We start from the raw sequence: 13,501 nt of genomic DNA on the forward strand, positions 1-13,501 counted from the left end.
GGCTCAGGCGTCGACCGGCTTCTTCTCCCGGGCTCCGGGCTGCGCCGCGGCACCGGACTTGGCCTCGGGCTTGGCGTCCACCCCGGCCTCCTTGCGCTGCTGCGGGGTGATCGGCGCCGGTGCGGCGGTCAGCGGGTCGTAGCCGTTGCCGGTCTTCGGGAACGCGATGACCTCGCGGATGGAGTCCGTGCCGGCCAGCAGGGCGACCACGCGGTCCCAGCCGAAGGCGATGCCGCCGTGCGGGGGCGCACCGTACTGGAAGCCCTCGAGCAGGAAGCCGAACTTCTCGTCCGCCTCCTCGCGGCTGATGCCCATGACCTCGAAGACCCGCCGCTGCACGTCCTGCTGGTGGATGCGGATGGAGCCGCCGCCGATCTCGTTGCCGTTGCAGACGATGTCGTAGGCGTAGGCCAGCGCGTGCTCGGGGTCCTGGTCGAAGGTGTCCAGGAACTCGGGCTTGGGCGAGGTGAACGCGTGGTGCACGGCGGTCCACTGGCCGGCGCCCACGGCCACGTCGCCGGACTCGACGGCCTCGGCCGCGGACTCGAACAGGGGCGCGTCCACGATCCACACGAACGCCCAGGCGTCCTCGTCGATCAGCCCGGTGCGGTGGCCGATCTCCACGCGGGCCGCGCCCAGCAGGGCGCGGGAGGACTTCCGCTCGCCGGCGGCGAAGAAGATGCAGTCCCCGGGCTGCGCCCCGGTCGCGGCGGCGAGGCCCTCGCGCTCGGCCTCGGTGATGTTCTTGGCCACCGGCCCGCTCAGGGTGCCGTCCTCCCCGACGAGCACGTAGGCCAGGCCCTTGGCCCCGCGCTGCTTGGCCCACTCCTGCCAGGCGTCCAGGGTGCGGCGAGGCTGGGAGGCCCCGCCCGGCATGACCACGGCGCCCACGTAGGGGGCCTTGAACACGCGGAAGGTGGTGTCCTGGAAGTACTCGGTCAGCTCGGTGAGCTCGAGGCCGAAGCGCAGGTCCGGCTTGTCGGAGCCGTACTTGGCCATCGCCTCCGCGTAGGTCATCCGGCGGATCGGGGTGGGGATCTCCACGTCGATGAGCTTCCACAGGGCGGCCACGATGCGCTCGCCGAGGGCGATGACGTCGTCCTGCTCCACGAAGGAGGCCTCGATGTCGAGCTGGGTGAACTCCGGCTGGCGGTCGGCGCGGAAGTCCTCGTCCCGGTAGCAGCGGGCGATCTGGTAGTACTTCTCGATCCCGCCGACCTGCAGCAGCTGCTTGAACAGCTGCGGGGACTGCGGCAGGGCGTACCAGGAGCCCGGGGCCAGGCGGGCGGGGACCAGGAAGTCGCGGGCGCCCTCGGGCGTGGAGCGGGTCAGCGTGGGCGTCTCGACCTCGGTGAACCCGTCCTCGTGCAGCATCTCGCGGGCCACCCGGTTGGCGTCGGAGCGCAGCCGCATGATCCGGGCCGGCTCGGGCCGGCGCAGGTCCAGGTAGCGGTGCCGCAGCCGGGCGTCCTCGCCGACCTCCACGTGCTCGTCGATCTGGAAGGGCAGCGCGGCGGCGGTGTTGAGCACGGTCACGGTCTCGGCCATGACCTCGACCTCGCCGGTGGCCAGGGCCGGGTTCTCGTTGCCCTCGGGGCGGCGCTCCACCGTGCCGGTGACCTGCAGCACGAACTCGTTGCGCAGGTGGTGGAAGTCCGCCTCGTCGCGCACCACGATCTGGGCGACCCCGGAGGCGTCGCGCAGGTCCAGGAAGGCCACTCCTCCGTGGTCGCGGCGCCGGCCGACCCAGCCGGCCAGCGTGACGGTCTCTCCGATGTGCTCGGCGCGCAGGGCGCCGAGGTTGTGGGTGCGCAGCACTGAAAAACCCTTCGTTGTTCGGGAGGTGCGGACGGGGCCGCGCTCGTCGCGCGTTGGTCCGGTGTTTCCCCGGTGCCCCTACTCTCGTTCCGGGACGAGTTTACAGCCCGCCCCTCGGGCCCCAGGACGACGACAGGACGACCATGAGCACCTCCCCCGGCCACCCCGCCCTCGCCCGCCGCCTGGGCACCCTCGACGCGGCCGTGATCGGGGTGGGCTCGATGGTCGGGGCCGGGGTGTTCGTGGCCTTCGCCCCGGCCGCGGCGCTCGCCGGTCCCCGGCTGCCGCTGGCCCTGCTGCTGGCCGCGGTGGTCGCGTGGTGCAATGCGAGCTCCACCGCCCAGCTGGCCGCCGTCCACCCCGCCTCCGGCGGCGCCTACCTGTACGCGAACCGGCAGCTGGGCCCGTGGCCGGGCTTCGTGGCCGGCTGGGGGTTCGTGACCGGCAAGACCGCGTCCGCGGCCGCGATGGCCCTGACGTTCGGCCTCTACACGGCGGAGCTCACAGGGGCCGACGACGCCGGGGCGCGGCTGCTCGCCGTGGCCGCGGTCCTCGGCCTCACGGCGGTGAACCTGGGCGGGGTCACCCGCACGGCCCGGCTGACGCAGCTGCTGGTCCTCCCGGTGCTGGTGGTCCTGCTGGCGGTGGCCGTCCTGCTGTTCGCGGGCACCGGTCCGGCCGCGGGCGGGGCCTCCGGGGCGGGGCCCGGCGGCTGGGTCGGCGCGGCGTGGGACGGCACCGCGTGGGGCGTGCTGCCGGCCGCGGGCACCCTGTTCTTCGCCTTCGCCGGCTACGCCCGCGTGGCCACGATGGGCGAGGAGGTCCGGGACCCGGCGCGGACCATCCCCCGGGCCGTGCTGGGGGCGCTGGCGTTCACCCTGCTGCTCTACGGGCTGCTCGGTCTCGGACTGCTGCGCTTCCTCGGGGTCGACCGGCTGGCCGCCTCGACCGCCCCGCTGCTGGCCGTGGTCCGGGACGCCGGCTGGGCGGCGGGACCGGCGACCGCGGGCGCCGTCGTCGTCACCGCGGCCGCCGCCCTGGCCACGCTGGGAGCGCTGCTGGCGCTGGTCGCCGGGATCTCCCGCACGGCCCTGGCCATGGCCCGCGAGCGGGACCTGCCCGGGCCGCTGAGCGCGGTGTCGCGGCGGCACCGGGTGCCGTGGGCGGCGGAACTGGCCGTGGCCGGGCTCGTGGTGGTGCTCGTGCTGGTCGGCGACGTGCGCACGGTCATCGGGTTCTCGAGCTTCGGGGTGCTCGTCTACTACGCGCTGGCCAACCTCTCGGCGCTCACGCTGGCGCAGCGCCCCCGGTGGGCGCCGCGGGCGGTCAACGCGCTCGGTCTGACCGGTTGCCTGGTCCTGGCCTTCACGCTGCCGTGGCAGTCCGTGGTCACCATGCTCGTCGTCTTCGCCGTGGGCCTGGCCGGGCGCGCCCTGGTCCTGGCCCGGCGGCGCTGATCCCGCACACCGGGCCACGCCACACCGGCCTCTCGCCGCCACCGCGCGCCGGCCCCTCGGTCACCCGCCACCGTCCCGCGCCGAGCCCCCAAGACAGGCTCCCTTCCAGCGCCGAGCCCCCACTCGCGTCGCAGTTCCCCAGGAAAAGGACTGGGGAAACGCGGCCCGACTGGGGACTCGGCGGAACGGGCGTCCGGGGAGTGGGGACGCGGCGGCGGTGGGGCCGGCCGGGGCCGGCGAGGGCCCGCGCGGTCAGGCCCCGGCGGCCCGCACGACCGGGCGCAGGTCCTCGGCCGGCGGCGTCCAGGAGGCCGGGTCGGCGCGGACCTGCTCGCCGGAGCGGATGTCCTTGACCTCGTGGGCGAGCGAGCCGTCCTCGCCGCGGACCGTGAACCACACGAAGGGGATGCCGCGGCGCTCGGCGTACTTGATCTGCTTGCCGAACTTCGCCGCGCTCGCGGAGACCTCGCACGCGATGCCGCGCCGGCGCAGCTGCTGGGCCACGTCCTGGGCCGAGGACCAGGACTCCTCGTCCACCAGGGAGACCAGCACCGCGGTGGGGACCTTGCGGGAGGGCGCGGCCATCCCCTGGGAGAGGACGCGGGACACGAGCCGGGTCACGCCCACGGACAGTCCCACGCCCGGGTAGGTCTTCTTGCCGGTGGAGGCGAGGGACTCGTAGCGCCCGCCGGAGCACACGGAGCCCAGCTGCTCGTGGCCCACGAGCACCGTCTCGTAGACGGTGCCGGTGTAGTAGTCGAGGCCGCGGGCGATCGAGAGGTCGGCGACCACCGTGCCGGGGGCGCGGCGCGAGGCCTCCCCGACCACCTCGGCCAGCTCGCGCAGGCCCTCCTCGAGCAGCTGGGTGTTCACCCCGAGCGCGCGGACCCGGTCCACGAAGGAGGCGTCCTCGGTGCGGATCGCCGCGAGCTGCAGGGCGGCCTGCGCCTGCTCGGGGGTCGCGCCGACCTCCTCGCACAGCGCCTGGGCCACCCGCTCGGGGCCGATCTTCTCGAGCTTGTCGATGTTGCGGAGCACGCCGGCGGTGTCCTGCAGCCCGATGCCCTGGTAGAAGCCCTCCGCGAGCTTGCGGTTGTTGACGCGCAGCACGAAAGGCGGGATGGGCAGCTTCGACAGGGCGTCGATCATCACGAGAGCGAGCTCCACGTCGTAGCGGAAGGGCAGCGTGCCGTCCCCCACCACGTCGATGTCGGCCTGGGTGAACTCGCGGGCCCGGCCCTCCTGGGGCCGCTCGCCCCGCCACACCTTCTGGATCTGGTAGCGGCGGAACGGGAAGGCGAGGTGCCCGCCGTTCTCCACCACGTACCGGGCGAAGGGCACGGTGAGGTCGAAGTGCAGGGCCAGCTGGTCGTCACCGCGCTCGGCCGGGGCGTCCTCGTCCTCCTGCAGCCGGGAGACGACGTAGACCTCCTTGTCGATCTCGCCCTTGCGCAGCAGCTGCCCGACCGTCTCGACGGCGCGGGTCTCGATCGAGGAGAAGCCGTGCAGCTCGAAGGTCTCCCGCAGGACGTCGAGGACGTGCAGCTCGACCAGACGCTCCTCCGGAAGCCATTCGGGGAAACCGGACAGGGAGGTCTTGCGGGCCATGGGGACGTGCTCCTCGGGTGGGTCGGCGGCGGGGCGGGTGGACGGTCGGCCCGGGCGGGCCCGACGGTTCCGCACTCATCCTAGGGATCCCCGGGCGCACCGCCCAAAGCACCGCGGGGCGCCCGGACGTCCCGCCACCGGGCCCGCGGCGGCCGGAGGAGGTGTCCTCGGTAGTATGGGGCTGACGATTGTCCGGAGCCGGGCGACGACGCCGGGCACGTTCCCGGTGCCGCCGCCCCGGCGAGAGCGAAAGAGTTTCAGCGGTGACAGAACGTCTCGAATCCGACGACCAGCCCACGCCCCGCCCCGCCCCCACCCCGGGGCCCGTGCCGAAGCCGGGGGCCCCGAGACCGGGCGCCCCGGCGGCACCCGCACAGGCCTCCCCCGCCCCGGCGGCGGCGCCCACGCCCCCGGCGACGCCCGCTGCCCCGGCCGCCCCGGCCCTGGCCTCCCCGGAGTCCGTGGCGCGCGCCCGGGCCTTCGGCCGGGTCACCGAGGACGGCCACGTCTACGTGGTCGTCGACGGCGAGGAGGTCCTCTGCGGGCAGTTCCCGGACGCCACCGAGGACGAGGCGCTGGGCTACTTCGCCCGGAAGTTCGACGACGTCGAAGCGCAGGTGGCCCTGCTGGAGCAGCGGGTGGCCGCCGGTGCGCCCTCGGCGGACATGCTCAGCACGGTGGACCACCTCGCCGAGCAGGTCGGCCAGCGCACGATGCTCGGGGACGTCAAGGGCCTCGAGTCCCGCCTGGAGGCCCTGCGCCCGGCGATCCGGGAACTCGAGGCCGCCGAGCGGGCCGCCCACGAGGCCCAGCGCGCCCAGAACGTCGCGGCGCGCGAGGCGATCGTCGCGGAGGCGGAGCAGATCGCCGCCCAGGACCCCCAGCGCACGCAGTGGAAGCAGTCCTCGGCCCGGATGGCCGAGCTGTTCGACCAGTGGAAGACCCACCAGAAGTCCGGCATCCGCCTGGGCCGGGCCGCGGAGGACGCCCTGTGGAAGCGGTTCCGCACCGCACGCACCACGTTCGACCGGCACCGCCGCGCGTTCTTCTCGCAGCTGGACGCCGACAACGCCGAGGCCAAGAGGGCCAAGGAGGCCCTCATCGCCGAGGCGGAGGCCTTGTCCGGCTCCACCGACTGGGGCGCCACGGCCGCGGAGTACCGCCGGCTGATGGACCGGTGGAAGGAGTCCAAGCGCGCGTCCAAGAAGGACGACGACGCCCTGTGGGCGCGGTTCCGCGCCGCCCAGGACACCTTCTTCGCGGCGCGCAAGGCCGACAACGACCGGATCGACCAGGAGTTCGAGGGCAACCTCGCCGTGAAGGAGCAGCTGCTCGCCGAGGCGAAGGCCCTGCTGCCGATCACCGACCTCAAGGCCGCCAAGCGGGCGCTCGGCGACATCCTGGACCGGTGGGAGCAGGCGGGGAAGGTCCCGCGCGCCCACATGCGCCGGGTGGAGGCCGAGCTGCGCACGGTGGAGGACGCCGTGCGCCAGGCCGAGGACGAGAAGTGGCAGCGCTCCAACCCCGAGACCAAGGCCCGGTCCAACTCGATGCTCACGCAGCTCGAGTCGAAGATCGAGGACCAGGAGGCGGCGCTGGACCGGGCGCAGTCCACCGGGGACACCAAGCGCGCGGCCAAGCTGGAGGGCGAGCTCGCCACCAGCCGCCAGTGGCTGGAGACCCTGCGCCGCTCCGCGGCGGACCTGCGCTGAGCGCAGGCGCACCGGGAGGCTCCGCGGGGCGCTGTCCACAGCGCCCCGCGGGGCCTTTCCCGTGCCGGGGCCGTGGGGCGAGAGTGGCCCCATGGACGTCCCGCCCTGGCACCCCGACACCCTGTTCCTGCCGGCGCGCCCCTTCTCGCGCACCGAGCTCTCGGCCCTCGTCACGGACGGGGTGCTCGTGCCCGTGGTGCTGGAGGCCCACGTGCTGCGCGGCCGTCCCGTGACCCGGGCGGTGAAGGTCGCGGCCCTGGAGGCCCAGCTGCCCCCGCACCTGTTGCGGCGCGGGGTGCTCGGCCGGCTCTCCGCCGCGTGGTTCTACGACTGCGCCGGACGCCCCAGCATCCTGCCGGTGCTGCTGGACAAGCTGCGCCGCACCACGATGTCCCCGGTGCCGGAGGGCCTGGCGCTGCACCAGGTCACGCTGGGCGGCTACGACGTCCACGACGCCGGGCCGGTGCACGTCACCACGCCGCTGCGCACCGCCGTGGACCTGGCTCTGCACGTGCCGGGACGGGAGGGGCTCGCGGCCCTGGAGAAGCTCATGCACGCCCCGCACCTGCACTGCCCGCCCCCGCTGGTCCAGGCCGCGCTCGAGAGCTTCGAGCGGATGCCCGGCCGGCAGGCGGCGCTGCTGCGGGTCCGCCGTGCCGCCCGTGCCGTCGGGCGCCCGCTGCGCTGACGGCGGCAGGAGCGGCCGACTCCGGGAGTGGACGGCTCCGAGAGCGGCCGGCTCCGAGAGCGGCCGGGCCGGCGCGAGGACGGCTCCCGCGAGCGACCGGACCGGCACGAAGACGGCCACGGGAGCGGATGGACCAGCGCGAGGACGGGACCGAGAGCGACCGCGTCAGCGCGAGGACGGCTCCGAGATGGGCCGGTTGCCCGAGGTGCGGTAGACGTCGTAGACCCCGTCGATGCGGCGGACCTGGTTGAGCACGTGGTCCAGGTAGCGCGGATCGCCCATCTCGAAGGCGAAGCGGGAGATCGCCAGCCGCGCCTTCGAGGTGTGCACCGAGGCGGCGAGGATGTTGACGTGGTTCTCCGAGAGCACTCGGGTGACGTCCGAGAGCAGGGACTTGCGGTCGAGGGCCTCCACCTGGATCTCGACCAGGAACACGCTGGACTGGGTGGGCGCCCACTCGACCTCGACCACCCGCTCCGTGGACGTCAGGGCCAGCATGTTGGCGCAGTCCTTGCGGTGCACGGAGATGCCGGCGCCGCGGGTCACGAAGCCCATGATCTCGTCCGGCGGCACCGGCGTGCAGCAGCGGGCGAGCTTGACGTAGACGTCGGAGGCGCCCTGGACCGTCACCCCGGAGTCGGACACGCGCGGGCGCACCGGCTGGGTGGCGATGGTGGTCTCCGCGAAGTCCTCCTCCGCGCCGTCCGCCCCGCCGAGGTCGCCCACGATCTTCTCGACCACGCTCTGGGCGCTGACCACGTCGGAGCCGATCGCCTCGTAGAGGGAGCTGATGTCGGTGCGGTGGAAGTCCTGGGCCACCGCGAGCAGGGACTCCTGGGTGAGCGTGCGCTGCAGGGGGAGGTGGTGCTTGCGCAGGGCGCGGGTGAGCGCGTCCTTGCCCTTCTCGATCGCCTCCTCGCGGCGCTCCTTGGAGAACCACTGCCGGATCTTGTTGCGGGCCCGCGGGGACTGCACGAACTTCAGCCAGTCCTGCGAGGGCCCGGCGTGCTCCGACTTGGAGGTCAGCACCTCCACCCAGTCCCCGTGCTGGAGCTCCGAGGACAGGGGCACGAGCTTGCCGTTGACGCGCGCCCCGATGGTCTTGTGCCCCACCTCGGTGTGCACGGCGTAGGCGAAGTCCACGGGCGTGGAGCCGGCGGGCAGGGCCATGACCTCGCCCTTGGGGGTGAACACGTACACCTCGGACGTGTTGATCTGGTAGCGCAGGGAGTCGAGGAACTCGGAGGAGTCCTGGGTCTCCTCCTGCCAGGACACGAGCGAGCTCAGCCAGGCGAGGTCCCCCTCCTGGGCCTTCGGGGTCGCGGAGTTCGCCTGGTTGGCCTGGTCCTTGTACTTCCAGTGCGCGGCCACGCCGTACTCGGCCCGGCGGTGCATCTCGTGGGTGCGGATCTGGATCTCCACGGGCCGCCCGTCCGGGCCGATGACCGTGGTGTGCAGGGACTGGTACATGTTGAACTTCGGCATGGCGATGTAGTCTTTGAACCGCCCCGGCAGCGGCCGCCACCGCGCGTGCAGGGCGCCCAGCGCCGCGTAGCACTCGCGCACCGTGTTCACCAGGACCCGCACCGCCTGCAGGTCCTGGATCTCGTCGAAGTCCTTCCCGCGCACGATCATCTTCTGGTAGATCGAGTAGTAGTGCTTGGGCCGGCCGGTGATGGTCGCCTCGATGCCCGCCTCGGAGAGGTCCAGGGCGATCCGCTCCCGGATCTTGGCCAGGGACCGCTCGCGCTGGGGCTGGCGCTCCCCCACCATCCGCACGATCTCCTCGTAGACCTTGGGGTAGAGCGCCGCGAAGGCCAGGTCCTCGAGCTCCCACTTGATGGTGTTCATGCCGAGGCGGTGGGCCAGCGGGGCGAAGATCTCGAGGGTCTCGCGGGCCTTCTTCGAGGACGAGGTCTGCGAGACGAAGCGCCAGGTGCGGGCGTTGTGCAGGCGGTCGGCGAGCTTGATGACGAGCACGCGGATGTCCTTGGCCATCGCCACGATCATCTTGCGCACGGTCTCGGCCTGCGCAGCGTCCCCGTACTGGACCTTGTCCAGCTTCGTCACGCCGTCCACGAGGGCGGCGACCTCCTCGCCGAACTCGGCGCGCAGCTGCTCGAGGGTGTAGTCCGTGTCCTCCACGGTGTCGTGGAGCAGGGCCGCCACGAGGGTGGCGCCCGTCATGCCGAGCTCGGCGAGGATCGTGGTCACGGCCACGGGGTGGGTGATGTACGGGTCGCCGCTCTTGCGCTTCTGGCCCTCGTGGCACTTCTCGGCGACCTTGAAGGCGCGCTGCAGGACCTCGAGGTCCTCCTCCGGGTGGGTGGCGCGCACGGTGTGCAGCAGCGGCTCGAGGATCGGCGAGTGGTCCATGGGCCGCCCGGACAGGTAGGACAGGCTCGACCGGGTGCGGTCGCTGCGTCCCGGGAACACGGCACGGCCCAGGAGCGGCCGGGACGCGGGCACCACGTAGTGCGTGCCGGCCATGTCCGACCGGCGCGGCGGGGTCGGTGCGGCGGCCTGGTCCGCGGGGACGGCCCCGTCGTCGGACGAGCTCATGACCGAGACTTCCTTCCCATCGATGCACGCGGGGCGGCGGCCGTGCGGCCGCCGCCCCGATCGTCGTCTCCGGTTCGGGTTCGACGTGTGCTGCTGTGCGGGGGGCCGCTCCTGCACGACCCGCCCTACGGTGGCTACAGTCTAGTGCGCCGCGGCCTCCTCGGCGGCACGCTCGACGGGTGCCCCCGCGCGGGCCTCCTGCTCCTGGACCGCGGGCTCGCCGCGGCGCAGCAGCGCGTAGAGGGGCGCGGCCACGAACAGGGTGGCCGCGGTGCCCACGATGATGCCGACGAACAGGGACAGCGACAGGTCCTTGAGGGTGCCCGCCCCCAGGACGAGCCAGCCGATGAACAGGATCGAGCCGACCGGCAGGATGCCCACCACGGACGTGTTGATCGAGCGCACCAGCGTCTGGTTGACGGCGAGGTTCACCTGGTCGGAGAACCTCCGGCCGGCCCGCTCCGGCGGGGCCGTGCCGTCGAGCAGCCCCTCGGTGTTCTCCCGGACCTTGTCGAAGACCACCACGGAGTCGTAGAGCGAGTAGCTGAGCACCGTGAGGAAGCCGATCACCGCGGACGGGGTGACCTCGAAGCCCACGAGCGAGTAGATCCCGGCGGTGATCGCCACCGAGGCGAGCATGCCGGCGACCGCCGAGACGGACATCTTCCAGGTGCGGAAGTACAGGGCCATCAGGGCGGTGGCCAGGACCACGAAGACCACCAGGCCCTGCAGGGCCTGGGTGGTGACGCCGGCGCCCCAGGTGGGACCCACGAAGTTGGAGGTGACCTCCTGCTCGCTCACGCCGTAGGCGTCGACCAGGGCGTCCTTGACGGCCAGGGTCTGGTCGTCGTCGAGCTGCTCCGTGCGCACCCGGACGGTCTCCGGGGCGATGTTGGTGACCTCCACGCCGGCGGCGTCCGAGGACTCGGCGACGGCCTCCCGGCCGGCCTCGATGTCCGGGTCGGCCACGGAGGACACGGTGAACTCGGACCCGCCGGTGAAGTCGATGCCGAGGTTGAAGCCGCCCTTGGCCACGGGCACGAGCAGGGACAGCAGCACGAGGACGCCCACGACGGCGAGCCACTGCTTGGCCCGGCCCACGAAGGGGTAGGAGGTCCGTCCGCTGTGCAGGGCGTTGCCGAAATCTGCGAACTTGGACATCAGGCGTTCTCCTCGGGGGTGCGGGCGGCGGACGACGACGCGCCGACCGGCGCGCCGTCCGGTGCCGCCGCAGACGGGGGGTCCTTCGGCGCGGTCCGCGCCGCGCGGCGGCGCCGCTCGGCGATGGTCAGGCCGTCGTGCTCCGCCTGCGGCTCGCGCAGCCGGCCGGCGCCCCGGTACAGGGGCACCGCGTCGAGGGCCTCGGGGCTGAGCCCCGAGTGCTTCCCGCCGCCGCCGAAGTAGCGGGTGCGGGCGAGCATGACCATCACCGGGTGCGTGAAGAGGAAGACGACGAGCAGGTCGGCGATCGCGGTCAGGCCCAGGGTGAAGGCGAAGCCGCGCACGTTGCCCACGGCCACGAAGTACAGCACGGCCGCGGCCAGCAGGTTCACGGCCTTGGACGCGAGCACGGTCTGGCGGGCGCGCTGCCAGCCGTGGTCGACGGCCGCCGGGATGGAGCGGCCGCTGCGGATCTCGTCGCGGATGCGCTCGAAGTAGACGATGAACGAGTCCGCGGTCTGGCCGATCGCCACGATCAGGCCCGCCACGCCGGCCAGGGACAGGCGGTAGTTCGCGGACCAGCCCAGCAGGGTGATCGCCAGCCAGGTGAGCACGCCCGCGACCACGAGCGAGCTGATGGTCACGAGGCCCAGCAGACGGTACTGGAAGAGCGAGTACACGCACACGAGCACCAGGCCGATGATCCCGGCGATGATGCCCATCCGCAGCTGGTCGGCGCCCAGGGTCGCGGAGATCTGCTGCTCGGACTGGATGTCGAAGCTCATCGGCAGCGCGCCGTACTTGAGCTGCTCGGCCAGGAACTTCGCCTGCTCCTCGGTGAACTGGCCCGTGATCTGGGCCTGTCCGTCGGAGATCACGGCGTTCATCGACGGGGCGGAGACCACCTGGCCGTCCAGCAGGATTGCGAACTGGCTGCGGGGGTCGCCGGACGTGGCGGTGCCGATCCCGTAGAGCCGCTCGGAGAGCTGCCGGAAGGTGTCCGTGGCCTCCGGGCCGAACTGGAGGTTCACGGCGAACTGGTTCAGGGACACGCCCTGGGAGTTCTGGGCGGTGCCGTAGGAGGCGTCCTCGATGCCGGTGCCCTGGATCTCCACGGGCCCCAGGAGGTACTTGGTGCCCGTCTCGGGCTCGCACGCGACGATCGGCTCGCCGGGCTCCTGGGCCTCCCGCTCCTCGGGGGACTGGGGCACGGTGCAGTCGGTCGCCTCGAACTCCCGGAACAGCTCCGGGGTGATCCAGTTCGGGTCGGAGGCGTCGGTCGGCTCGGCGGTGGGCTCGGGCAGCTCCTCGTCGGTGGCGCGCTGGTCCTCGGGGACCGGCTCCGCCGCGGCGGTGGTGAGCACGGGCCGGAAGTTCATCTGCGCCGAGGTCTGGATGAGCTCGCGGGTCTCGGCGGAGGGCACGCCCGGCATGGAGACCACGATGTTGTCGCCGGACTGGGTGGCGATCTCCGCCTCGGCCACTCCGGAGCCGTCGACGCGCTGGCGGATGATCTCCACGGCCTGGTCCAGCTGCTCCGGGGAGACCTCCTCGCCGGCGTCCTCCCCCTGCAGGGACGGGGAGAGGATCATCTGGGTGCCGCCCTCGAGGTCGAGGGCCAGCTTGGGCCCCCAGCCGCTGCGGTCGGTGCCCGCGCCCCAGGCCAACAGCCCGCCCAGCAGGGCGAGCAGCACCAGCAGCCCGATCAGGGACCGCCGGGCGGTCGAGAGGGCGGCCCGCACCCCCGAGCGTGCCGGCGCGGTCGAGCCGCCCCGCCCGGGGGTGCCGTCCGGTGCGGCGGCCCCGGGGTCACCGGGGGTCTTGCGTGTGGTCAGTGCCATGGTCTTCCTTACGAACGACGGCCCGGTGCTGCCGGGCCTGTGCATGGGAACGGGCCGACCAGTGGTCGGCCCGTCGTCCCGTGTGGGGGGTCAGTCGTTGCGCTGCCCGGGATCGCGCCGGGTGTCGTCGTCGAGGGGGTCGACGGGGGTCGACCCGGCGCCGGGGGCGTCGGGCTCGATCACCGACGGCTCCGCCTCGGTCCCGGGGGCCGGTGCGGGCGCCGTCTCGTCCTCGACGACCGTGGTCACGGTCTGCAGGTGCACGGTCACGGCGGTGCCGGGGGCGATCTCGAGGACGACCTTGTTGGTGTCCCGGTCGATCGAGCGCACGGTGCCGTAGAGGCCGTAGTTCGTCATGACCTCCGTGCCGGGGCCCATGGCCGCCTGCTTCTCCTTGACCTGGGCCATGGCCTTCTTCTGCCGCCGCATGGGCAGCCAGAGCAGGAGCACCATGGCCACCAGCATCAGCGGCAGCAGCCAGGCGGTGCCGCCCCCCGTTGACTGGGGGGCCTGGGCGGCGAGGGACTGGGTGGTGAGGAGCGGGCTCACGGACTTCCGTTCGATCGGTGGTGGGTGTCCTCACCATGGTAGGCGATCCACCCTGTCGGCGTCCTGGACGGCGCCCGGTGGACGGCCGCCGGTCCGCGCACGGAT

9 protein-coding genes are annotated in these 13,501 nt (G+C 73.1%); 3 read left to right on the top strand and 6 right to left on the bottom strand.

Annotated features, from left to right (window positions below; translation table 11 throughout):
- Nucleotides 1-3: 3 nt before the first annotated feature.
- Nucleotides 4-1,818 (bottom strand): aspartate--tRNA ligase, encoded by a 1,815-nt coding sequence (aspS, locus tag AVL61_RS02015; RefSeq protein WP_058872684.1) that lies wholly within the window; start codon nucleotides 1,816-1,818, stop codon nucleotides 4-6.
- Nucleotides 1,819-1,961: 143 nt separating this feature from the next.
- On the opposite strand from aspS, the gene AVL61_RS02020 reads away from it, so the two are divergent.
- Nucleotides 1,962-3,275 (top strand): APC family permease, encoded by a 1,314-nt coding sequence (locus AVL61_RS02020; RefSeq protein WP_058872685.1) that lies wholly within the window; start codon nucleotides 1,962-1,964, stop codon nucleotides 3,273-3,275.
- A 252-nt stretch (nucleotides 3,276-3,527) separates the two neighbouring features.
- Here AVL61_RS02020 and hisS read toward each other — a convergent pair whose 3' ends face one another.
- The gene (gene hisS, locus AVL61_RS02025) at nucleotides 3,528-4,883 is read right to left on the bottom strand and encodes a histidine--tRNA ligase (protein WP_058872686.1); all 1,356 of its coding nucleotides are present in this window, start codon (nucleotides 4,881-4,883) and stop codon (nucleotides 3,528-3,530) included.
- 263 nt (nucleotides 4,884-5,146) lie between these two features.
- Here hisS and AVL61_RS02030 point away from each other — a divergent pair, with 263 nt between their 5' ends.
- Together AVL61_RS02030 and AVL61_RS02035 are read left to right on the top strand one after the other, a co-directional pair.
- Entirely contained in the window at nucleotides 5,147-6,595 is a 1,449-nt protein-coding gene (locus tag AVL61_RS02030; protein ID WP_231738246.1) for a DUF349 domain-containing protein, read from the top strand.
- A gap of 91 nt (nucleotides 6,596-6,686) precedes the next feature.
- A complete protein-coding gene (locus tag AVL61_RS02035) occupies nucleotides 6,687-7,283 on the top strand; it encodes a type IV toxin-antitoxin system AbiEi family antitoxin (protein WP_058872687.1) in 597 nt (198 codons plus the stop codon).
- 165 nt (nucleotides 7,284-7,448) lie between these two features.
- Here AVL61_RS02035 and AVL61_RS02040 read toward each other — a convergent pair whose 3' ends face one another.
- The 4 genes from AVL61_RS02040 to yajC all read right to left on the bottom strand — a co-directional run bounded on the left by AVL61_RS02040 (nucleotide 7,449) and on the right by yajC (nucleotide 13,396).
- Nucleotides 7,449-9,773: a RelA/SpoT family protein gene (locus tag AVL61_RS02040; RefSeq protein WP_058872761.1), complete on the bottom strand. Its 2,325-nt coding sequence runs from the start codon at nucleotides 9,771-9,773 to the stop codon at nucleotides 7,449-7,451.
- A 213-nt stretch (nucleotides 9,774-9,986) separates the two neighbouring features.
- Entirely contained in the window at nucleotides 9,987-11,006 is a 1,020-nt protein-coding gene (gene secF, locus AVL61_RS02045) for a protein translocase subunit SecF (protein WP_058872688.1), read from the bottom strand.
- On the bottom strand, nucleotides 11,006-12,847 hold the full coding sequence (gene secD, locus AVL61_RS02050) for a protein translocase subunit SecD (RefSeq protein WP_157571252.1): 1,842 nt from the start codon (nucleotides 12,845-12,847) through the stop codon (nucleotides 11,006-11,008). The genes secF and secD overlap by 1 nt, the downstream gene beginning before the upstream one ends.
- A 90-nt stretch (nucleotides 12,848-12,937) precedes the next feature.
- Nucleotides 12,938-13,396: a preprotein translocase subunit YajC gene (yajC, locus tag AVL61_RS02055; protein ID WP_058872689.1), complete on the bottom strand. Its 459-nt coding sequence runs from the start codon at nucleotides 13,394-13,396 to the stop codon at nucleotides 12,938-12,940.
- Between the last annotated feature and the right edge of the window lie 105 nt (nucleotides 13,397-13,501).

It is taken from the genome of Kocuria rosea subsp. polaris, from assembly GCF_001483755.1.
Classification (GTDB): domain Bacteria; phylum Actinomycetota; class Actinomycetes; order Actinomycetales; family Micrococcaceae; genus Kocuria; species Kocuria cellulosilytica.

Excerpts from the sequence above, each read along its gene's own strand:
- secD (WP_157571252.1), bottom strand. The coding sequence starts at position 12,847 with ATGGCACTGACCACACGCAAGACCCCCGGTGACCCCGGGGCCGCCGCA.
- AVL61_RS02020 (WP_058872685.1), top strand. The coding sequence starts at position 1,962 with ATGAGCACCTCCCCCGGCCACCCCGCCCTCGCCCGCCGCCTGGGCACC.
- AVL61_RS02040 (WP_058872761.1), bottom strand. The coding sequence starts at position 9,773 with ATGGCCGGCACGCACTACGTGGTGCCCGCGTCCCGGCCGCTCCTGGGC.
- hisS (WP_058872686.1), bottom strand. The coding sequence starts at position 4,883 with ATGGCCCGCAAGACCTCCCTGTCCGGTTTCCCCGAATGGCTTCCGGAG.
- secF (WP_058872688.1), bottom strand. The coding sequence starts at position 11,006 with ATGTCCAAGTTCGCAGATTTCGGCAACGCCCTGCACAGCGGACGGACC.
- AVL61_RS02035 (WP_058872687.1), top strand. The coding sequence starts at position 6,687 with ATGGACGTCCCGCCCTGGCACCCCGACACCCTGTTCCTGCCGGCGCGC.